The 19,948-nt window shown below is 72.6% G+C and carries 19 protein-coding genes and 1 riboswitch; of the genes, 14 read left to right on the top strand and 5 right to left on the bottom strand.

Annotated features, from left to right (window positions below):
* The first annotated feature begins 10 nt into the window (after positions 1-10).
* The 4 genes from ACIBEJ_RS04185 to ACIBEJ_RS04200 all read left to right on the top strand — a co-directional run bounded on the left by ACIBEJ_RS04185 (position 11) and on the right by ACIBEJ_RS04200 (position 3,531).
* Positions 11-904 (top strand): LysR family transcriptional regulator, encoded by an 894-nt coding sequence (locus tag ACIBEJ_RS04185; RefSeq protein WP_397181122.1) that lies wholly within the window; start codon positions 11-13, stop codon positions 902-904.
* Between the two features lie 233 nt (positions 905-1,137).
* Positions 1,138-1,821 carry a gamma-glutamyl-gamma-aminobutyrate hydrolase family protein gene (locus ACIBEJ_RS04190; RefSeq protein ID WP_397181123.1) on the top strand — a complete coding sequence of 228 codons (684 nt, stop codon included), beginning with the start codon at positions 1,138-1,140 and terminating at the stop codon, positions 1,819-1,821.
* A gap of 10 nt (positions 1,822-1,831) precedes the next feature.
* Positions 1,832-2,752: an alpha/beta hydrolase gene (locus ACIBEJ_RS04195; RefSeq protein ID WP_397181124.1), complete on the top strand. Its 921-nt coding sequence runs from the start codon at positions 1,832-1,834 to the stop codon at positions 2,750-2,752.
* On the top strand, positions 2,749-3,531 hold the full coding sequence (locus tag ACIBEJ_RS04200) for an enoyl-CoA hydratase/isomerase family protein (protein ID WP_397181125.1): 783 nt from the start codon (positions 2,749-2,751) through the stop codon (positions 3,529-3,531). Before ACIBEJ_RS04195 ends, ACIBEJ_RS04200 begins: the two co-directional genes overlap by 4 nt.
* Here ACIBEJ_RS04200 and ACIBEJ_RS04205 read toward each other — a convergent pair.
* On the bottom strand, positions 3,528-3,986 hold the full coding sequence (locus tag ACIBEJ_RS04205; protein WP_397181126.1) for an Lrp/AsnC family transcriptional regulator: 459 nt from the start codon (positions 3,984-3,986) through the stop codon (positions 3,528-3,530). The two genes, ACIBEJ_RS04200 and ACIBEJ_RS04205, sit on opposite strands and share 4 nt — an antisense overlap.
* Before the next feature lie 101 nt (positions 3,987-4,087).
* Here ACIBEJ_RS04205 and ACIBEJ_RS04210 point away from each other — a divergent pair, with 101 nt between their 5' ends.
* A complete protein-coding gene (locus tag ACIBEJ_RS04210; protein WP_397181127.1) occupies positions 4,088-5,383 on the top strand; it encodes an APC family permease in 1,296 nt (431 codons plus the stop codon).
* Positions 5,384-5,385: 2 nt separating this feature from the next.
* Here the strand turns inward: ACIBEJ_RS04210 and ACIBEJ_RS04215 are convergent, their stop codons facing one another.
* Positions 5,386-6,567 carry an acyl-CoA dehydrogenase family protein gene (locus ACIBEJ_RS04215; RefSeq protein ID WP_397181128.1) on the bottom strand — a complete coding sequence of 394 codons (1,182 nt, stop codon included), beginning with the start codon at positions 6,565-6,567 and terminating at the stop codon, positions 5,386-5,388.
* Positions 6,568-6,656: 89 nt separating this feature from the next.
* Positions 6,657-7,247, bottom strand: a complete 591-nt coding sequence (locus ACIBEJ_RS04220) for a class I SAM-dependent methyltransferase (RefSeq protein ID WP_397181129.1) — start codon at positions 7,245-7,247, stop codon at positions 6,657-6,659.
* Positions 7,248-7,376: 129 nt separating this feature from the next.
* On the opposite strand from ACIBEJ_RS04220, the gene ACIBEJ_RS04225 reads away from it, so the two are divergent.
* The gene (locus ACIBEJ_RS04225) at positions 7,377-8,987 is read left to right on the top strand and encodes a sensor histidine kinase (protein ID WP_397181130.1); all 1,611 of its coding nucleotides are present in this window, start codon (positions 7,377-7,379) and stop codon (positions 8,985-8,987) included.
* Positions 8,984-9,661 carry a response regulator gene (locus ACIBEJ_RS04230; RefSeq protein ID WP_397181131.1) on the top strand — a complete coding sequence of 226 codons (678 nt, stop codon included), beginning with the start codon at positions 8,984-8,986 and terminating at the stop codon, positions 9,659-9,661. Before ACIBEJ_RS04225 ends, ACIBEJ_RS04230 begins: the two co-directional genes overlap by 4 nt.
* On the opposite strand, the gene ACIBEJ_RS04235 is transcribed toward ACIBEJ_RS04230, so the two are convergent.
* Together ACIBEJ_RS04235 and ACIBEJ_RS04240 are read right to left on the bottom strand one after the other, a co-directional pair.
* On the bottom strand, positions 9,642-10,964 hold the full coding sequence (locus tag ACIBEJ_RS04235; protein WP_397181132.1) for a glycerate kinase: 1,323 nt from the start codon (positions 10,962-10,964) through the stop codon (positions 9,642-9,644). The genes ACIBEJ_RS04230 and ACIBEJ_RS04235 overlap by 20 nt on opposite strands.
* Positions 10,965-10,973: 9 nt before the next feature.
* Positions 10,974-12,371, bottom strand: a complete 1,398-nt coding sequence (locus ACIBEJ_RS04240; protein WP_397181133.1) for an SLC13 family permease — start codon at positions 12,369-12,371, stop codon at positions 10,974-10,976.
* 74 nt (positions 12,372-12,445) lie between these two features.
* Here ACIBEJ_RS04240 and ACIBEJ_RS04245 point away from each other — a divergent pair, with 74 nt between their 5' ends.
* From ACIBEJ_RS04245 to ACIBEJ_RS04275, 7 genes are all read left to right on the top strand, one after another.
* Positions 12,446-13,033 carry a phosphoribosylanthranilate isomerase gene (locus ACIBEJ_RS04245; protein WP_397181134.1) on the top strand — a complete coding sequence of 196 codons (588 nt, stop codon included), beginning with the start codon at positions 12,446-12,448 and terminating at the stop codon, positions 13,031-13,033.
* Between the two features lie 430 nt (positions 13,034-13,463).
* Positions 13,464-14,045, top strand: a complete 582-nt coding sequence (locus tag ACIBEJ_RS04250; RefSeq protein ID WP_397181135.1) for a CDP-alcohol phosphatidyltransferase family protein — start codon at positions 13,464-13,466, stop codon at positions 14,043-14,045.
* Positions 14,046-14,049: 4 nt separating this feature from the next.
* Positions 14,050-16,557, top strand: coding sequence for a sugar phosphate nucleotidyltransferase (locus tag ACIBEJ_RS04255; protein WP_397181136.1), 2,508 nt, complete (start codon positions 14,050-14,052; stop codon positions 16,555-16,557).
* Positions 16,558-17,194: 637 nt separating this feature from the next.
* Positions 17,195-17,707: an FHA domain-containing protein gene (locus ACIBEJ_RS04260; RefSeq protein ID WP_397181137.1), complete on the top strand. Its 513-nt coding sequence runs from the start codon at positions 17,195-17,197 to the stop codon at positions 17,705-17,707.
* Between the two features lie 23 nt (positions 17,708-17,730).
* On the top strand, positions 17,731-18,357 hold the full coding sequence (locus ACIBEJ_RS04265) for a MerR family transcriptional regulator (RefSeq protein ID WP_397181138.1): 627 nt from the start codon (positions 17,731-17,733) through the stop codon (positions 18,355-18,357).
* 85 nt (positions 18,358-18,442) lie between these two features.
* Complete coding sequence (locus tag ACIBEJ_RS04270; protein ID WP_090771501.1) at positions 18,443-18,913, top strand: bifunctional nuclease family protein; 471 nt, start codon at positions 18,443-18,445, stop codon at positions 18,911-18,913.
* Positions 18,914-19,060: 147 nt separating this feature from the next.
* Positions 19,061-19,678 carry a MerR family transcriptional regulator gene (locus ACIBEJ_RS04275; protein ID WP_397181139.1) on the top strand — a complete coding sequence of 206 codons (618 nt, stop codon included), beginning with the start codon at positions 19,061-19,063 and terminating at the stop codon, positions 19,676-19,678.
* Between the two features lie 59 nt (positions 19,679-19,737).
* A riboswitch (glycine riboswitch) is annotated at positions 19,738-19,835 on the top strand.
* Positions 19,836-19,948 lie beyond the last annotated feature (113 nt).

The raw sequence follows: 19,948 nt of genomic DNA on the forward strand, positions 1-19,948 counted from the left end.
CCGGGGTGGCATGGTGGAGAAATACGAGCTGGAAGCCTTCCTGACGCTGGCCGAGGAGCTGCACTTCGGCCGCACCGCCGAGCGGCTGCGCGTGTCCACCGCCCGGGTCAGCCAGACGATCAAGAAGCTGGAGCGGAAGGTCGGGGTGCCGCTGTTCGACCGCAGCAGCCGCCGGGTCGAGCTGTCGGCGGTGGGACGCCAGTTGCACGAGGAGATCAGGCCCGCCTGGGAGCTGATCGGCGCCGCTTTGGAACGTGCCGTCGAGACCGGCAAGGGCATCACCGGCACGCTCACGGTCGCCTTCGTGGGTCCCGCGGCCGGGCAACTCGTCATGGGGGCGGCGCAGGAGTTCGGCGCCAGGCAGCCCGGCTGCGCGGTGGACGTCAAGGAGGCGCGGCTCGGCGACGTCGTGCCCTGGCTGCGCGAGGGCGTGGCCGACCTGGCGCTGACCGGCTTCCCCATGGACGCGGCGGGCGTGGTGGCGGGGCCGGTGCTGGTGCGCGAGGCGCGCATGCTGGCGGTGCCGGCCGGGCACCCGTTCGCGCGCAGGACCCGGCTGTCGGTCGAGGACCTGGCGCGGGTGCCGGTGCTGCGGCTGCCCGAGTCGGTTCCCGAGTCGCACCGGGCCGACCGCACGCCCCGCCGTACGCCGGCCGGGCGGGCGATCGCCGCGGGACCGGTGGCGGCCACCATGCACGAGATCCTCACGCTGGTCGGCGCGGGGCGCGGCGTCTTCCCCGTGGGCGCGCAGACCCGCCGCTACCACGCCCGCCCCGACGTCGCCTACGTGCCCCTCGCCGACGCGGCCCCGGTCGAGTGGGGGCTGATGTGGCGCGCGGGCGGCGGCAGCGCGCGCGTGCTCGCCTTCGCCCGCGCCGCGGGCGATCTCCTCTCCCACCCCTGAGGTTACGGCTCCGCCACCCCCACGCCACCCGCCGCAGCGCGCGGGCGCCGATCGGGGGGATCGCCGCTCAGGCCGGACGTGGCGGGCCGCCGTCACGGCGCACGTTCCCACGCGGCGGGTCACCGGGATTCGGCCCGGGATAGAAGTGACAGAACGGGATCTCCGGGAGAGCCGACATAACCGAAATGGTCTGCGCCATGATGGGCTTGAGGCCCCAACTCCCTGGAGATCGCATGTCTCGACCCCTGATCGGTATCACCGCCTACTTCGAGGCCGCCCGCTGGGGCGACTGGGTCAGGGAGGCCGTGCTGTCTCCACCCTCCTACGCCAAGGCCGTCACCCGGGCCGGCGGCGCCCCCGTGGTCCTGCCGCCGCTCGGGCTGCACGCCGTCGACGACTACGTACGCGGGCTGAAGGGCATCGTGCTGGCCGGCGGCGTCGAGGTCGGCGCCCAGTCCTACGGCGAGGACGACGACGCCAGGGTTCCCGAGCCGCAGGCCCACCGCGACCGGTTCGAGCTCGCGCTGGCCCGCGCCGCCGTCCAGGCCGACGTGCCGATCCTGGCCGTCGCCCGCGGCATGCACGTGCTCAACGTGGCCCAGGGCGGCACGCTCATCCCGTGGCTGCCCGACGTGCTCGACCACGAGCGCCACGGCGAGCAGGGGCCGCACGTGATCCAGGTGAGCGTGTCGAGCAAGCTCGGCAAGGCCGTGGGGGACAAGGTCGAGGTGGTCGCACCGCACACCCAGTCGGTGCGCAGGCTCGGCTCGGGGCTGCTGGCGGTCGCGTGGGCCGACGACCAGATCGTGGAGGGCATCGAGCTCCAGGGGCACCGCTTCGGCGTCGGCGTGCAATGGCACCCCGAGCGCGGCGAGGAGATCAAGCTCTTCGATGCGCTCGTGGAGGCGGCCCGCTAGGCTTCGGATCATGCCGCTGCATCCCCAGGCTCGGGACTTCGTCGCGCGCTACCCGTCGGATCTGGGCGTCGACCCGGACACGCTCGATCTGGGCGCCATCCAGCGGATGCGCGCGGAGGACGGCCTGGCCGCCGAGCGCGGGCCGATCACGCACCTGCCGTTCGTGCGCGACGAGACGGCCGAGGGCGTGCCCATCAGGATCTACCGCTCCGACCGCGGCGAGGACGCCCTGCCGGTGCTGGTCTACTTCCACGGCGGCGGCTTCGTCTTCGGCAGCGTCAAGCGTAACGACGCCGTCGGCCGCGACCTGGCCATCCGCACCGGCGCCGTCGTCGTCTCGGTCGACTACCGGCTCGCTCCGGAGAACGTCTTCCCCGACGCCGCCGACGACGCCTGGTCCGTGGTGCGCGACGTGTTCGCCCGGCCCGCCTTCTACCAGAGCAACGGCCGCGTGGCCGTCATCGGCGACAGCGCGGGCGGCAACCTGGCCGCCGTGGCCGCCTGGCAGGCCCGCGAGGCCGGGCTGAGCCTGGCCCACCAGGTGCTGGTCTACCCGGTCATGGACGCCGCCATGGACACCCCGAGCTACAAGGAGTTCGGCGAGGGCTTCGGGCTCGAGGCCAGGGAGATGGCCTGGTTCTTCGCCCAGTACGCGCCGGACGCCGACCCCGCCGACCCGCGCCTGTCGCCGCTGCGGCTGGACTCCTGCGCGGGCCTGGCGCCCGCGACGATCGTGACCGCCGGGTGCGACGTGCTGCGCGACGAGGGCGAGCGCTACGCGGAACGGCTGGCCCAGGCCGGCGTCCCGGTCGAGTCCCGCAGGTTCGACGGCGCCGTCCACAGCTTCTTCGCCCTGCCCGGCCTGTTCGACCAGGCCATCGAGGCCCGCGAGTACATCTCGGAGCGGCTGCGCGGGGACCTGGCCCCGTGACCTACGCCTACGACAAGCTCAGGACCGACATGCCCGCGGAGGGCGTGCTGCGGGTGACCATCAGCGAGCCGCGCCGCCTCAACGCCGTCGACATGACCGGCCACCGCGAACTGGCCGAGATCTGGCGCGACATCGACCGCGACGACGCCGTCCGCGCGGTCGTGGTCAGGGGCGAGGGCAGCGCGTTCTCCGCCGGCGGCGACCTGTCGATGATCGAGGAGATGACGCTCGACCACGCCACCCGGCTGCGCGTGTTCGGCGAGGCCCGCGACATCGTCTACAACGTGCTCAACTGCTCCAAGCCGGTAGTCTCCGCCATCCAGGGCCCCGCGGTCGGCGCGGGGCTGGCCGTGGCGCTGCTGGCCGACATCTCCGTCGCCGGGCGCACCGCCCGCATCATCGACGGCCACACCCGGCTCGGCGTCGCCGCCGGCGACCACGCGGCCATCATCTGGCCGCTGCTGTGCGGGATGGCGAAGGCCAAGTACCACCTGCTGCTGTGCGAGCCGGTCTCCGGCGCGGACGCCGAGCGGATGGGCCTGGTCAGCCTGTGCGTCGACGACGACCAGGTCCACGACAAGGCCATGGAGATCGCCGTGCGGCTGGCCGGGGGCGCCCAGGAGGCGATCCGGCTGACCAAGTACTCGCTCAACAACTGGCTGCGGATGGCGGGCCCGGCCTTCGACGCCTCGCTGGCCATGGAGTTCCTCGGCTTCACCGGCCCCGACGTGCGCGAGGGCGTGCGGGCGCTGCGCGAGAAGCGGCCGCCCAGCTTCTAGTCCTCCAGCCGGCTCAGCACCGTGTTGCGTACCTGCTGGAAGATCGTCGCGGTGCGGAAGCCGACGATCTCGCGGCGCTTGCTGAGCCGGTCCACCAGGAACGCGTGCAGCCGGTCGAGGTCCTGCACCGCCACGTGCAGCAGGAAGTCGTCGCCGCCGGCCAGCACGAACACGCTCAGCACCTCCGGCTGGCGGCCGGCGAAGTCCTTGAAGGCGTCGATGACCTGGCGGCTGAGCGGGCGTACCTGCACCGAGACCATGGCCTGGACGCCGCGGTTGAGCGCGGCGTGGTCGATGTCGGCGTGGTAGCCGCGGATCACGCCGCGCCGGGTCAGGGCGCGCACGCGTTCCAGGCAGGTCGAGGGGGCGACGCCGAGCGCGCGGGCGAGCTCCCGGTTGGACTGCCGCGCATCTGACTGGAGAAGCCGCACGATCTCCGTATCAAGTTCGTCCATGTCGTCATTCTGCCGGGTGATCCGGCCATTTGTTCGGCGGCGGGTATTTCGGCCGAGCGGATGACTATCTTCGGCGGTTCATGCCGAACGAAGGAGGAGTCATGGCCGAGCTGGGATGGGCACAGGGGACCGCGTTGCTGGTGGGCGGGGTGCTGGGGCCCGGCGTCCTCGCCCTGCCGCACCTGGCCGCCGCCGCGGCGGGACCCGCCTCGATCGTGGCGTGGGCGGCCCTGCTGGCGCTGAGCGTGCCGGTGGCGCTGACCTTCGCCGCGCTCGGCGAGCGCCTGCCCGGCGGCGGGGGAGTGGCGGCCTTCGCTGGGCGGGCGTTCGGGCCGCGCGCGGCCGCCGCCGCGGGGTGGTGGTTCCTGTGCGCGATGCCGGTCGGGGTGCTGGCCGGGGCGCTGATCGGCGCCGAGTACGTGGTCGGTGCCCTCGGCTCCACCTCGCGCGGAGCGGTCGTGGCCGTCGCGGCGGCACTGCTCGCGGCGGCCTTCGCGGCCAACCACGCCGGCCTGCGCTTCTCCGGGCGGCTGCAGCTCGCCCTGCTCGGGCTGCTCGCCGTTCTCCTGGCCGCCGCCGTCGTCCTGGCCATCCCCTCGGTACGGCCCGCCGCCTTCACCCCCTTCGCCCCCCACGGCTGGCAGGGCGTGGGCCGGGCGGCGGGGGTGCTGTTCTTCGCGTTCGTCGGCTGGGAGGCGGCCAGCCACCTGTCGGGCGCCTTCGGCCGCCGCACGCTGGTCCGCGCCACCGTGCTGACCCTGGCCGTGGTCACCGTCCTGTACCTGGGCCTGGCCGTCACCACCATCGGCGCACTCGGCCCGCGCGCGGCCACGTCACCGGTGCCCCTGACCGACCTGCTCACCCTGGGCCTGGGCGAGGCCGCCCGCCCGGTCACCGCGGTGGCCGCCCTGCTGCTCAGCTTCGGCGCCGTCAACACCTACATCGCCGGCGGCGCCCGCCTGGCCGCCACGATGTTCCCGACCGAGGCCCGGACGAACGACAGGAGGTTCCGGCCGAAGGAGACGAGGTCCGAGGGCACGGCGTTCGAGGGCGCGACGTTCGAGGGGACGCGCTTCGAAGGCACGAGGTCCGACGCGGCGGGCCGGGGTCTCGCCGGGCTGGCCGTGGTCACCGCCGTGCTCGGCGCGGTCGTCGCCTGGGCGGGCGCCGACCTGGACGCGCTCATGCGGGCCACCTCGGCCTGCCTGGCCGCCGTCACCGCACTGGGCACCGCGGCGGGGGCGCGGCTCCTGACCGGAGGGCGGCGGGTCGCCGCGCTGGCCGCCACCGGGTTCACCCTGCTCGTGCTGGCGGCCTGCGGGCCGTACCTGGTGATCCCGGCGGCGATCGGCGCGCTCGCGCTGTCGCGGCGGACGGCGGCGGCGAGCGCGCGGTGAGCTCAGAAGCTGCGCGGCAGGCCGAGGACCTGGGTGGCCAGGTAGTTGAGCAGCAGCTCCTCCGTCACCGGCGCCACCTTGCCGATCCTGGCGTCGGTGAGCAGGCGGGCCACGGGGTACTCCAGCGAGTACGCCATGCCGCCGTGCGTCTGGAAGGCCGCGTCGGCCGCCTCCCACGCGGCCTGGGAGGCGGTCAGCTTGGCGATGTTGGCCTCGGTGCCGCACGGCAGCCCCCGGTCGAACGACCACGCCGCCTTGTACAGCATCAGCCGGGCCAGCTCGATCTTCGCCTTGACCCGGGCCAGCGGGAACGAGATCGCCTGGTTGGCGCCGATCGCCCTGCCGAACACCTCGCGCTGCTTGGCGTACTCGACCCCGACCCGCAGCGCCACCTCGGCCCCGCCCAGCGCAGAGGCGGCCAGCAGGACGCGCTCGGGGTTGAGGATGTCCCACAGCACCAGCGCGCCCTGGTCCACCTCGCCCACGACGCTGCTCGCCGGCACCCGCAGGTCGTCCAGGAACACCATGTTCGACGGCGTCGTGTTCGCGCCCATCTTGGGGATCGGCCGGTAGCTGAGCTGCCCGGCGGCCACCGCCTCCGGCACGTTCACCAGCAGGACGGTCAGCCCGTTGGTGCGTGGCTTGGCCTCGGCCGCCGGGATCGTCCGCGTCACCAGCAGCATCCAGGTCGCCCGCTGCACGCCGGTGATCCAGATCTTCTGGCCCCTCACCACGAACTCGTCGCCGTCACGCCGCGCCGAGGTGGTGATGGCCAGGGAGTTCGACCCGGCGTCCGGCTCGGTCAGCGCGAAGCACGTCTCGATCTCGCCGGTGGCCATCTTGGGCAGCAGCGCGGCCTTCTGCTCCGCCGAGCCGTGCCTGGCCAGGGTCAGCGCGCCGAAGCCGGGCGTCAGCACGTACGTGAAAGCCGAGCCGCCCGCCGAGCCCGACGCCGACAGCGTCTCGGTCGCGACCGCGAGCTCCAGCAGCCCCTGACCGCCGCCCCCGTGCTCCTCGGGTACGGCCAGCCCCAGCCACCCGCCCTTGGCCAGCTCCTGCCAGACCTCCTCGGGCCACCGCTTCTCGGCCTCGCAGCGCTGCCAGTAGTCCATGTCGTATCGGGCGCAGATGTCGCCGACGCCGCGCTGGACGGCCAGCGCGCTCTCCGGAAGCGTGAAATCCATCGGCCCATCGTAGAAGTAAGTTCTGGTCAGGGTCGAGGCCGGACGGCCGCCGCGCGGATCACCGCCGATCCGCGCGGGCGGCGCGGGGTTCAGGGGCGGGGACGGCGCGCGTGGAAGACGAACGCGGGCGGCGCGTTGCGCCAGACCGTGCGTCCCGGCACGACCTCTTCGAACCGCTCGGCCAGCAGGCCGCGGAAGCGGCGGGCGGCGCTCAGCGGGATGGCGTGGATGTAGGAGAACGTGGTGAACGCCCCACCGGCGCCGAGCGCCGTGCACACCGCTCCCAGCAACTGCCGCTGCAGGCTCTCGGGGAAGGCGGCCCAGGGCAGACCGCTGACGACGACGTCCGCACGGGTCAGGCGTCGCTCGGCCAGCAGTTCCGGCAGCCGGGCCGCGTCGTCGCGCACGACGTCCACCAGCGGGTAGCGCTGGGCGAGCAGCCCGGCCATCGAGTCGTTGAGCTCGACGGCCATGTGGTGCCCGCGCCCGCACAACCGGCGCTGGATCTCGGCCGTGAAGGGACCGGTGCCGGGGCCGAGTTCGACCACGACCGGTTCTCCGCGTTCCGGGATCGGGGCCGAGACCGCCTCGGCCAGCCGCCTGGAACTGGGTGCGAGCGCGCCGATGCTGGCGGGCGAGCGCAGGAACTGGCCCAGAAAGAGAGCGGTGTCGTTAGACATGGGAGGAAACTTACGGCATTCATCGTCGCTCACCCCTCGGTCGAAGGGACAGAGTTCCGGCCACTTGGAGGAGGCCCGCTCCTCCGCGGGGAGGAGCGGGCAGCGGGGTCGCGGGGATAGCGTTTGTCCATGCGTTGGCGATGGCGGGGAGTGCCGCTCGATCTCCTCCTGGCCGCCTCCGGCATCGGCCTGGACCTGCTCATCTCGGGCAAGGCTCCGGCGTGGGAGGCGCGGCCCGCGCTGTCGGTGCTGCTGTTCGCGGTGCTGGCGGGGGCGCCCATGGGGTTCGTGCGCCGCCGGCCGGTGGCCGTCGTCCTCTATCTCGCCGGATTCCTCGTCTACACCGACCAGATCGGGTCCTTCACCTCCAACACCGCCCAGGTGCTGCTGTGCGCGGCCATCGGCGCCGCCGCGTACCGGACCCGCTGGTCCTGGCTGGTGGTGGCCGTGGTGGCGGGGGCGCTGGCCAGCGCGTTCAACATCGCCGACCCGGGCGTGGCGTTCACCTCCTCCGCGTGGATGTACTCGGTGGGGATCGCACTGGGCCCGGCGCTGCTCGGCGCCTATCTGCGCCGGCCCGCCGTACGGCTGGAGGAGCGAGCCATCGCGCCCGACCTGCTGCTCGCGGCGGGCGGCGTCGCCTACGCGGTGCTCAGCACGTGGACGAGCTGGCACGCCGCCGCCCAGCCGATCTGGGTCACCGGGCTGCTCGCGGTGGGCGGCGGGCTCTCGCTCGGCGTGGCGCGGCGGCTGCCCGGCCTGGTCTTCCTGCTGCAGGCGATGCTGCTGCTGGCCGCCGACACCTACCTGCCCCAGGTGGTCAACACCTGCATGCTGCTGGTGCTGCTGTCGATCGGCGTGTTCGCCATGCGGGTGGCCTCGTGGCTGTGGACCGGCGCGGTCTACCTCGCCGCGTGCCTGCTGGGCTCGATCGCCGTGGTCGAGCCCGGCGTCGAGACCACGCCGTTCCGCGTGGTCGTGCTGATGGCGCTGGTCGTCACGCCGGTGGCGATCGGCCGCTACCTCGGCGCGAAGCAGGCCGCGCGCGCCGCGGAGGCGCTGCGCGCCCGCGAGTCGGCCCGCCTGGCCGTCTCCCAGGTACGCGCCGACCAGCTCGCCGAACGCGAGCGCATCGCCCGCGAGGTCCACGACATCGTCGCCCACCACGTGGGCGCCATGGTGCTGAGGGCCGGCGCCGCCCGCTACGCCGCGCCCGAGGGCCCGCTCGCCGACGCGCTGGCCGACATCCGAGACACCGGCCACCAGGCGCTGGAGGACCTGCGCGGCCTGCTTCACCTGCTGCGCGACCCCGGCAACCCGCCCGACCTGCTCGCCGACCCCGGGGACGTGGTCAGGGAGTCGGCCGAGCGGATGAGCGCCGCCGGGCTCGTGGTCGCGCTCGACGTCGACCCCGCCGCGGAGCAGGCGCCGCTGGTCACCCGCGCCTCCGCCGCCCGCATCGTCCAGGAAGGGCTGACGAACGTGCTCAAACACGCCGGACCCGGCACCGAGGTGAGCGTCAGCGTCACCCCGGCGCGCACCACGGGCGGCCTGTCGGTCGAGGTGCGCAACGGCCCGCCCGCAACCGCCCACGAACGCCTGCCCTCCTCCGGACAGGGACTGGCCGGGATGCGCGAGCGGGTGCGCGCCCTCGGCGGCGCCCTGAGCGCCGGTCCCGACGGCCACGGCGGCTGGCTGCTCAGCGCCACCCTGCCCGGCGCCCGAGGAGGCGCCGCGTGATCCGCGTGCTGGTCGCCGACGACCAGGCGCTGGTACGGGCGGGCGTACGCATGCTGCTGCAGGCGGCGGGCGGCATGGAGGTGGTCGGCGAGGCCGAGGACGGCGCCGAGGCCGTGCGCCTGGCCGACCAGGTCGCACCCGACGTCATCCTCATGGACCTGCGCATGCCCCGCGTCGACGGCCTCCAGGCCGCCCGGCGCATCCTTGCCACGGCTCCGTCGGCCAGGATCGTCGTGCTGACCACCTTCGCCGAGGACGCCAACGTCTACGCCGCGCTGCGCGCCGGGGCGCTCGGATTCCTGGTCAAGGACGACGAGCCGGAGCGCATGGTCGACGCCGTGCGCAGGGCCGCGGTCGGCGAGCCGCTGCTCGCGCCGTCCGTGTTGCGCCGGGTCGTGGAGCGGGCGCTGGCCGCCGAGGACGTGCGCGCCGAGAACACGCCCGCGGCGCACCTGACCGGGCGCGAGCTCGACGTGCTGACCCTGCTCGGCTCCGGGCTGTCCAACAACGAGATCGCCGAGTACCTGCACGTCGGCGTGACCACGGTCAAGACCCACGTGGGCGCGGTGATGGAGAAGCTCGGGCTGCGCAACCGCATCCAGGCGGCGGTCGTCGCCCACCGCATGGGGCTCGTGGACGCCGACTTCCGCCCCGTCACGCGACGCGCCCCCTGATCAGCTCGCCCAGCGGGGGCATGACGGGGATCCTCGCGATCCCGCGCGACGCCTCACCCACCGTGGGCGGTACGGCGGGGCGGCCCACGGGCGGCGGCGGGGCCTGCCCGTTGCCCGCGATGCCGGGACGCGGCGTCCCCAGGATCTCGGGCGAGCCGCCCGCGCGCTGGAGGCGGGCACCCACCATGATCATGCGCAGCGCCCGCTCGGCCGCCGCCACCAGGAACTCCTCGCCGCCGTCGATCGCCTCGGCCATCGGCATGGGTCCCGGCACGATGCTCTCGTAGGCGTCGATGCCCGCCTCGTGCACCTGGCCGGCCCCGGCGCCGATGGTGCCGGCCAGGGCCAGGACGGGCTTGCCGTACCTCTTGGCGCGGCGCGCCACCTCGGCCGGGATCTTCCCCGATGGCGTCTGCGCGTCGATCGCCCCCTCGGCGGTGATCACCAGGTCGGCTGCGGCGATCTTCGCGTCGAGGTCCACGTGGTCGAGCAGCACCTCGAACCGGGGCAGCAGCCGCCCGCCGACCGCCGCCAGGCCCGCGCCCAGCCCGCCCGAGGCGCCGCTGCCCGGCGCGGTGCGCAGCCCGGCGGCGCCCAGGTCGCGCTCCAGCACCGCGGCCCAGCGCTCCATCGCCGCCGACAGCTCCTCGACCCGCTCGGGCGTGGCGCCCTTCTGCGGCCCGAACACCCGCGCCACGCCGCGCGGGCCGCACAGCACGTTGCACGGGTTGCACGCCACCAGCAGTTCCACGCCCGCGAGCCGGGGGTCCAGCCCGGCGACGTCGATCCGGTCCAGCCCGGTCAGCGCCGCGCCGCCCGCGGGCAGCTCCCGCCCGTCCGCGTCCAGCAGCCGTGCCCCCAACGCTGTCAGGGCGCCCGCCCCGCCGTCGGAGGTGCCCGAATCGCCGCACCCGACCAGCACCCGCCGCACCCCGTGACCGAGCGCGGCGGCGATCAGCTCGCCCACCCCGTACGTCGTGGTCAGCCCGGGATCGCGCAGCTCGCGCGGCACCAGCCGCAGCCCCGCCGTCGCCGCCATCTCCACCACCGCGCTCCCGCCCGGCAGCAGCGCGAGGTGCGAGTCCACCGGCGCGCCCAACGGCCCACTCGTCCGGTACGGCACCAGCCGCCCGCCCAGCGCCTCGGCCAGCGCGGCGGCCGAGCCCTCGCCTCCGTCCACCAGGGGCAGGGTCTCGGTCCTGGCCAGCGGCAGGACCCGGCGCACCCCGCGGGCGATCGCCTCGGCGACCATCCCGGCGCTCAGGGACTCCTTGAAACCACTCGGGGCGATGAGAATACGCATGATCATCCTTCAGTAGGGCAGGCCGAGAAGCGGCCACACCATGAGTGCGAAAAGCAGAACGAGCCCGGCGGTCAGCGGCGCGAGCACCGCCGACAGGGCCAGCAGGTGGCGGGAGCCGTACGTGGGGACCTCCTCGATGCGGTGGAAGAGCGCCACGGGCTTGGCCGAGGCGGGGAGGGTGTGACAGAACCCGGCGGCGGCCGTCGAGGCGAACGCGGCCGCGGAGGGGGAGACCCCGAGACCCGCGGCGGCGGTGATGACGAGCGGCACCAGCACGCTGGAGCGCGCCGAGCGCGACTGCAGCAGCAGGTGCGCCAGCGTGCTCACGCCGACCACCGCGGCCAGGAACTGCCAGGCCGGCACCCGCACCCCGAACAACCCGCCGGCCAGCCATTCGGCCGCGCCCGACCTGGTCATGGCCACGCCCATGGCCATGGTGGCGGCCATGAACATCAACATCGCCCAGGGCACGGTGGCCAGCGCCTTGTTCATGGTGATCGTCCCGGCCTTGGGCGTGGCGGTGAGCACCGCGCCGACGAACGCGACCACCGCGGGCGAGACGCCGTGCAGCGGCTCGGCGCACCACAGCGCCACGACCACGCACAACAGCACGGCCGAACGGCGCTGCGGCCCGTCCAGCGGCCCGGTCACGCGCACGCCGGTGGCCTCGCCGACCGCCTCGGCCGACACGCTGACCGGCTCGCGCCGGTCGGCCCGCCGCGTGATCATGAGCAGCACGATCTCGGCGGCCAGGTGCGAGGAGACGACCGCCAGCGGCAGCCCAAGCAGCAGCCAGTGCGCGAACCCGATCCGCTCGCCCGTGGCCTGGAACAACATCTCGACCGTGATCAGATGCGCGCCCGCCCCGATCAGCGAGGCGACGGCCGACAGCAGAATCACCGCCGGGAAGACCAGCGCCAGCGCCACGATGACCCGGCGCCGTCCCTCCAGCACCTTGGCCAGCGCCAGGAACACCGGCACCGCCAGCGCCGCCCGCCCCGACGTGGCCGGGACCGCGAACGCGCTGAGCATCAGCGCCGCCGTCGTCAGATGCACCAGCCGCCGCACGGTCGAGGCCCGCGAGACCAGCCAGGCGGTCGCCCGCGCGGCCAGCCCCGAGGCCGACACCCCGGCGGCGATCACGAAGGCGCAGATGAGCAGCCACACTGTGGGCTCACCGAGCGCCCCGAAGAAGTCGTCGGCGGGCAGCACCCCCGACACCACCAGGACCAGACCGGCCCCGAGCGCGACGAGCGTGTCGTCCACCTTGGCGATCACCCACAGAACGGTCGCCACCCCGAACACCGCCAGCGTGATCTTCCCCGGCGTGCCCAGACCCGGCGTGAAGATCACGACGGCGGTCACGGCGAGGACGCTGAGGAGTACGGCGGAGATCGTTCTTGTCACGACCACGATCGTTCAGGCGGGCGATTACCCGTTCATGAGGCGTTCATGAGGCTCTTCTCACGTAGCCTGGAGGGGTGTACGTCAAGATCTGCGGCCTGAGCGAAGAAGAGCACGTGCGGACCGCCGTCGAGGCCGGCGCCGACGCCATCGGGTTCGTGCTCACCCACAGCCCGCGCCGCGTCACCCCCGGGCGCGCCGCCGCGCTCGCCGCCCTCGTGCCGCCGCACGTGCTGACCGTCGGGGTCTTCAAGGGCGAGGACCCCGACACGGTCAGGGCCGCCGCGCTCGCCGCCGGGGTCCGCGCCATCCAGCTCCACGGCCACCACCCGCACTCCGACTTCACGGCGCTGAAGGACCTGGGCCTGACCCTGGTACGCGCCGTGGCCGCCGACGCCGACCTGCGGTGCGGGGCCTACGACGAGGACCTGCTGCTGGTCGACGCGCCCCGGGCGGGGGCAGGCGAGCCGTGGGACTGGTCCGCCGTACGCGGGCGGCCGACGGGGCGCTGGTTGCTGGCGGGCGGGCTGACGCCGGACAACGTGGGCGAGGCGGTGGCCGCCGCGGCGCCGTGGGGGGTGGACGTGTCGAGCGGGGTGGAGGTGGCGCGCGGCGTGAAGGACTCCGCGCTGATCCGCGCCTTCCTCAAGTCAGCCCGCCCCTGACCCTCGGGTACGCCCCCGCTGCCCCCCAGCCATCTTTAGACCCCCACTCCAGCCACCTCCAGACACACCAGCCCCCAGACCCGCCCCAAGACCCGCAGCCCCGATACCGCTCAACCGTCGCGCCTCCACCTCAGCACCCTTGGAGGTCCTCCACCACCACGTGCCCTGGCGCCTAGGTGCCTGGGCACCGACCAGGTACCCGCCTGCACTTGGCCGCTGCACGCCTGCGCACACCCCGCCGCCGTCCTGCCACAGGCCGCCCCGGGACACCCACCTCCCGGGACGCTGCGCTCGTACCCCCGGGATCGCCACCCCGAGGCCAGGGTGAGAGCGAAGACGGGCAGGCGCGGCGGGGGCGCAGGTGGGCTGGGGTGAGGAAGCCGCGCATGTGATCGCGTGGGAGGACAACCCGACGCAGTAGGGTCGCAGCGTGAGCGAAACTTCCGCCGAGGACCGGATCTGGACAGTTCCGAACCTGCTGAGCTTCCTGCGCCTGCTGGGCGTCCCCGTGTTCCTCTGGCTGGTTCTGGGGCCCAAGGCGGACGGCTGGGCCATCGCGCTGCTGATGGTGGCCGGGTTCACCGACTGGCTCGACGGCAAGATCGCCCGCGCCTTCAACCAGACCAGCCGCCTCGGCCGGATCATCGACCCCGCCGCCGACAAGCTCTACGTGTTCGCCACGATCCTCGGCCTGCTGCTGCGCGAGGTCATCCCGTGGTGGCTGGTGGTGCTCATCATCGGTCGGGAACTCTTCGTCGCGAGTTTCGCTCCCGTCCTCCGCAAACATGGCTACCGGGCACTACAGGTGCATTTTCTGGGCAAAGCCGCCATGTTCAACCTCATGTACGCCTTCCCGCTCCTCTTCCTCGCCTCCCACACTGGGTGGTATGCGGAAATTGCCCGGATTACCGGCTGGGCCTTCGCCATCTGGGGAACGGGCCTGTACTGGTGGGCAGGGCTGTTGTATGTGGTACAGGTGCGCCAGCTCGTAAAAGCCGACAAGAAGGAGTGATCGGGTGAAGGCGGTCGTAATGGCGGGCGGGGAGGGCACTCGGCTGCGACCGATGACCGCCAACCAGCCCAAACCCCTCCTGCCGGTGGCCAACCGCCCGATCATGGAACACGTGCTCCGGCTGCTCAGACGGCACGGTCTCACCGAGACCGTCGTGACCGTGCAGTTTCTCGCCGCGCTCGTGCGCAACTACTTCGGCGACGGCGACGAGCTCGGCATGAGCCTCAACTACGCCACCGAGGACCTCCCGCTCGGCACCGCGGGAAGCGTCAAGAACGCCGCCGGCAAGCTCAGGGACGACCGCTTCCTGGTCATCTCCGGCGACGCCCTCACGGATATCGATTTATCCGACATGATCCGTTTTCATCGTGAGAATGCGGCGCTTGTCACCATCGGCTTGAAACGTGTGCCCAACCCGCTCGAGTTCGGGATCATCATCGTCGACGAGCACGGCCGCATCCAGCGCTTTCTCGAAAAGCCCACCTGGGGCCAGGTCTTCTCCGACACCGTCAACACCGGCGTGTACGTCATGGAGCCCGAGGTCCTCGACGAGGTCGCCGACGGCGAGGTGGTCGACTGGTCGGCCGACGTCTTCCCCCGCCTGCTCAAACGCGGTGCCCCGCTCTTCGGCTACGTCGCCGCGGGCTACTGGGAGGACGTCGGCACCCACGAGAGCTACCTCAAGGCCCAGGCCGACGCCCTGTCGGGCCGCGTCCAGCTCGACATCGGCGGCTTCGAACGCTCCCCGGGCGTCTGGGTCGCCGAGTCGGCCACCGTGGACCCCGACGCGATCCTGAAGGGCCCCCTGCTCATCGGCGAGTACGCCAAGATCGAGGCCGGCGCCGAACTGCGCGAGTTCACCGTCGTCGGCAACAACGCCCTGGTCCGCGAGGGCGCCTTCCTGCACCGCGCGGTCCTGCACGACAACGTCTACCTCGGCCCCGGCGCCCACCTGCGCGGCTGCGTGATCGGCAAGGGCACCGACCTCATGACCGGCGCCCGCGTCGAGGAGAACGCCGTCATCGGCGACGACTGCGTCATCGAGGCCGAGGCCTACGTCTCCAGCGGCGTACGCGTCTACCCCTTCAAGACCATCGAGGCCGGAGCGGTCGTCAACACCAGCGTCATCTGGGAGTCGCGCGGCCAGCGCAGCCTGTTCGGCCCCCGCGGCGTCAGCGGCCTGGTCAACGTCGAGATCACCCCCGAGCTGTGCGTACGGCTGGCCAGCGCCTACGCCACGACCCTCAAGAAGGGCGAAAGGGTCGTCACCGCCCGCGACTCCTCCCTGGCCGCCAGGGCGCTGAAGCGGGCCGTCATCGGCGCCCTGACCGCCAGCGCCATCAACGTCCTGGATCTGGAGGCCGCCCCGCTGCCCGTGGCGCGCTTCCACACCTCACGCGAGGCCGCCGCGGGCGGCATCGCCCTGCGCACCACCGCGGGCGACCCGCAGAGCCTCGACATCGTCTTCATGGACCAGCGCGGCGCCGACCTGCCCCCGGCCGCCCAGCGCAAGCTGGAGCGCGTCTTCTCCCGCCAGGAATTCCGCCGCGCCTTCCCCGGCGAGATCGCCGAACTCCGTTACCCGGCAAGGGCCGTGGAGGACTACTCCCGCGAACTGCTGGCCTGCGTGGACATGACCGGCGTACGCGACATGAAGGTCGTCGTCGACTGCGCCGGCGGCACCTCCACCCTGGTCCTGCCGACGCTGCTGGGCCGGGTAGGCGTGGAGGTCCTCACCGTCAACGCCCGCCTGGACGAGACCTCGCCCACGGAAACCCTCGCCGAGCGCCGCCGCGACCTCCAGCGCCTGGCCGAACTGGTCAGCTCCGCCAGGGCCGCCTTCGGCGTGCGCTTCGACCCCATGGGCGAGCGCATCGCCCTCGTGGACGAGATGGGCCAGCTCATCGGCGAGGAACGCGCCCTGCTCGTCGTGCTCGACCTCGTGGCCGCCGAACGCAGAGGCGGCCGGGTGGCCCTCCCCGTAACCACCACCAGAGTCGCCGAGCAGGTCTGCCGCTTCCACGGCGTCCAGGTCGAGTGGACCTCCACCGCCACCGACGCGCTCACCTCCGCCGCCGCGGCCGACGACCTGATCTTCGCCGGCGACGGCCGAGGCGGCTTCATAGTCCCGGAGTTCAGCCCGGCCGTGGACGGTCTCGCCGCCTTCATGCGCCTGCTCGGGCTGGTGGCGCGCACCCGCCTGTCCCTCAGCCAGATCGACGCCCGCATCCCCGAGGCTCGCCTGCTCAAGCGCAGCGTCCCCACTCCGTGGGCCGCCAAGGGCGCCGTGATGCGCTCGGTCATCGAAGCCGCGGAGTCGGTGGGCGAGGGCCTGCGCGTGGACACCACCGACGGCGTACGGCTGGCCGCAGAGGACGGCAGCTGGGCCCTCATCCTCCCGGCCGCCACCGAACCCGTCACGGACGTCTGGGCCGAGGCCGCCGACGCCGACGCCGCCCAGGCCCTCCTGGAACGCTGGGCCAGAATCGTCGAACAGGCCTCCGGCGCCTGACCCCAGCCCGCCCACACAACCCTCCGGGGACATTGACACCCCGGCCAGTCGCACACGCCCGCTCACGCATGCCTGCGCCCGACAAGCAATCGCGGCGGCCCGTCCCATCGTCCCCTCACGCGGGCCTCGCTCACGCGGGCCTCGCGGCCCGTAGCGGGCCGCGCGGGTCGCAGGAGCGTGTCGCGCGGGGCTTGTACGCGGCGGGTGGAGCGCCTGGGTTGGGTTTGGACTGGTGGGTCGGATGGGGCTTGAGGGTTGCGGTGGGCGGGTGGTGTCCGTGCGTTGGGTGGGGCTTGGGGGTTGCGGGGGGCGGGTGGGGCGTGGGGGTGGGGTGGGAAGGGCGTTCGGACGGGGACACGCCGGATTGTCGAGTGGATCACCAGGCGGGCATATGGGATCATGACCAGCCGGATCGTCCATCAGGCGAGAGGAACGTGACAGAAAGGCAGCGCGGCGGCATGGACCTTGAGGCAGACTCGGCGGTAACTTTGTCACCGTCCAAACCTGTCGTCAGGCGTCCGTCTTGACCTTCGTCGCTGATCAGCGTAAGTTGCGGCATTCGCAAACTTGAAGAGCGAAGCGAGGCGCGCCCCGAGCACCGTCGCCGCGACTTCGCGGTAGGAGGCCGAGCCGATCGATGCCGAGCGTCTACTGCACGCAGTGCGGGCACGCCAACCCCGAGGATGCCCGTTTCTGCTCCCGCTGTGGGTCACCGCTGACCAGACCCGAGGTCGCCGGGGACACCACATCGACCATCTCGGTCGCGGGAATCGAGGCGTACGAGGCGGAGACCGGTGAGTTCATGCTCGCCGAGCGGGCCCTGGTGGAACAGCTACCTCCGGGCACCGCGCTGCTCACGGTCACCAGGGGTCCCAACGTCGGCAGCCGCTTCCGGCTCGACAAGGACCTCACCACGACCGGCCGCCATCCCGAGAGCGACATCTTCCTCGACGACATCACGGTCTCGCGCCGGCACGTGGAGTTCTACCGCCACCCGGGCGGCCAGTTCTCCGTGCGCGACGTGGGCAGCCTCAACGGCACCTACGTCAACCGCGAGCGCATCGAGGAGGTGCCGCTGCACTCCGGCGACGAGGTGCAGATCGGCAAGTTCCGGCTGGTCTTCCTGATGCGGACCGCCGCCGCGGGATGACCTCTCAGGCGGCCCGCTCGCACATGAGCATCGGGGAGGTGCTCGGCCTGCTGCGCGCCGAGTTCCCCGACGTGACGATCTCCAAGATCCGTTTTCTGGAGGGGGAGGGGCTCATCGAGCCCGAGCGCAGCCCGTCCGGCTATCGCAAGTTCACGCATCTGCACGTGGAGCAACTGCGGTTCATCCTGCGCGAGCAGCGTGACCACTATCTCCCGCTGCGCGTGATCAAGGATAAGATGGCCGAGTCGTTCGGCCGGCCGCATGCCGTACAGGAGACTTCCGAGGTGCGGCTGAGCCGCGCCGAGCTCCTGGAGGCGGCGGGGCTGAGCGAGGAGACGCTCACCGAGCTGGAGGACTACGGCCTGCTGGCTCCCGTCGCGCGCCGCTACGACGAGGACGCGCTCCAGGTGGCCCGCAGCGTCGGCGCCCTGGCCGGGTACGGCCTGCACGCCCGCCACCTGCGGGCGGTGAAGGCCGCGGCCGAGCGTGAGGCCGGGCTGGTGGAGCAGACCGTCGCCCCGATACTCAAGCGCCGCAGACCCGGCGCGATCGGGGAGGCCGACGAGGTGGCCAGGGAGCTTTCGGCACTTCTGCTCGACCTGCACGCGGCCCTGCTGCGCACGGGTGTGCGGAGCGTCCTGGGCCGATGAAGAGGCCACCGGCGCGCCCTCAGGTGTCCGCCGGGTGTTACGTTGAATTGCATAAGAGCGGTCAGGTGTCGGATACGGAGCAGCCGTGTTGCAGATGGAGGTAGTGGGCGTTCGCGTTGAAATGCCCACAAATCAGCCGATCGTCTTGCTCAAGGAGGCACACGGAGAGCGGTTCCTGCCGATCTGGATTGGGATGACCGAGGCGACCGCCATCGCGCTCGCCCAGGCCGAGGAGCCGCCGCCGCGGCCCCTGACCCATGATCTGTTCCGCGACGTGCTCAGCGCGCTCGGCGTCGGCCTGCGCGCGGTCAACATCGTCGCGCTGCGTGACGGCATCTTCTTCGCCGATCTGGTCTTCTCCAACGGCGTCGAGGTGAGCGCCAGGCCGTCCGACTCCATCGCGCTCGCCCTGCGCACCGGCGCCCGCATCTTCGCCAGCGAGGAGGTCGTGCAGGAAGCCGGTGTGATCATCCCCGACGACCAGGAGGACGAGGTGGAGAAGTTCAGGGAGTTCCTTGACACGATCACGCCCGAGGACTTCGGCAGGGCGGGGTAGGTATTTCAGTGCATTTACGCTTCACGACGCGCCGAGCCGGATCGTTGACTGCGCTTGGTCACGGTCCTACGGTGCAAGTGAAACCCGTGGTCGCGCGTTGCGAACCCCCAGATCAGGCCGCGGGATGAGAGAAAGCCGGAGGTCCGCGTGGCGGTCAGCAGCGGCGAGGGAAAGACGGCCGGCCAGGAAGATCCGGTGCGGCGCGAGAGTGCGCGGCAGCGTGCCGGAGAGCAGGGCCTGCTCTTCGACGACGCCCCGACGGCGCTCCCTGGTGACATCGGCTACCGGGGCCCCACGGCCTGCTCGGCGGCCGGCATCACCTATCGGCAGCTTGACTACTGGGCCAGAACCGGCCTGGTCGAGCCCACGATAAGGGCCGCCCAGGGCTCCGGTTCGCAGCGCCTGTACAGCTTCCGCGACATCCTGGTGCTCAAGGTCGTCAAGCGACTGCTCGACACCGGTGTCTCGCTCCAGCAGATCCGCACCGCCGTACAGCATCTGCGGGACCGAGGCGTCGCCGACCTCGCGCAGATCACGCTCATGAGCGACGGCGTCAGCGTCTACGAGTGCACCTCCGCCGACGAGGTCATCGACCTGCTGCAGGGCGGGCAGGGTGTGTTCGGGATCGCGCTGGGCAGGGTCTGGCGTGAGGTCGAGGGGTCGCTCGCGGAGCTGCCGGGGGAAAGAGCAGCGGCCGGTGACGACCCGGCCGACCACCCCGCCGACGAGCTGGCCCAGCGGCGGCGCGCACGCAAGATCGGATGAGCGGGTGCGCCGGAGCGACCGACGCGGTCCGGCGTAGTAATCTAGGTCCCGAAGGCTGACGACCCCGTGCGGGAGAGTCTCCGGCCCACCCAGGCCGGGGCGCCGAAGGAGCAACCCTCCCCGGAATCTCTCAGGCAACCGGTACCGCTCGGGTGAGGCAACTCTGGAAAGCAGGCACGCCGGCCAGGCGCGCCTCACCGACGGTGCAAGCCCCGCCCGCGGGGTGAAGCTCTCAGGTCCCATGACAGAGGGGGAGACCCGGCCACCGCG

Source organism: Nonomuraea sp. NPDC050790 (assembly GCF_044456745.1).
GTDB lineage: Bacteria > Actinomycetota > Actinomycetes > Streptosporangiales > Streptosporangiaceae > Nonomuraea.

What these genes read in the sequence shown, in the direction of transcription:
- ACIBEJ_RS04185 (WP_397181122.1), top strand. Translation starts at nt 11, where the DNA reads ATGGTGGAGAAATACGAGCTGGAAGCCTTCCTGACGCTGGCCGAGGAG.
- ACIBEJ_RS04190 (WP_397181123.1), top strand. Translation starts at nt 1,138, where the DNA reads ATGTCTCGACCCCTGATCGGTATCACCGCCTACTTCGAGGCCGCCCGC.
- ACIBEJ_RS04195 (WP_397181124.1), top strand. Translation starts at nt 1,832, where the DNA reads ATGCCGCTGCATCCCCAGGCTCGGGACTTCGTCGCGCGCTACCCGTCG.
- ACIBEJ_RS04205 (WP_397181126.1), bottom strand. Translation starts at nt 3,986, where the DNA reads ATGGACGAACTTGATACGGAGATCGTGCGGCTTCTCCAGTCAGATGCG.
- ACIBEJ_RS04210 (WP_397181127.1), top strand. Translation starts at nt 4,088, where the DNA reads ATGGCCGAGCTGGGATGGGCACAGGGGACCGCGTTGCTGGTGGGCGGG.
- ACIBEJ_RS04215 (WP_397181128.1), bottom strand. Translation starts at nt 6,567, where the DNA reads ATGGATTTCACGCTTCCGGAGAGCGCGCTGGCCGTCCAGCGCGGCGTC.
- ACIBEJ_RS04220 (WP_397181129.1), bottom strand. Translation starts at nt 7,247, where the DNA reads ATGTCTAACGACACCGCTCTCTTTCTGGGCCAGTTCCTGCGCTCGCCC.
- ACIBEJ_RS04225 (WP_397181130.1), top strand. Translation starts at nt 7,377, where the DNA reads ATGCGTTGGCGATGGCGGGGAGTGCCGCTCGATCTCCTCCTGGCCGCC.
- ACIBEJ_RS04235 (WP_397181132.1), bottom strand. Translation starts at nt 10,964, where the DNA reads ATGCGTATTCTCATCGCCCCGAGTGGTTTCAAGGAGTCCCTGAGCGCC.
- ACIBEJ_RS04260 (WP_397181137.1), top strand. Translation starts at nt 17,195, where the DNA reads ATGCCGAGCGTCTACTGCACGCAGTGCGGGCACGCCAACCCCGAGGAT.
- ACIBEJ_RS04265 (WP_397181138.1), top strand. Translation starts at nt 17,731, where the DNA reads ATGAGCATCGGGGAGGTGCTCGGCCTGCTGCGCGCCGAGTTCCCCGAC.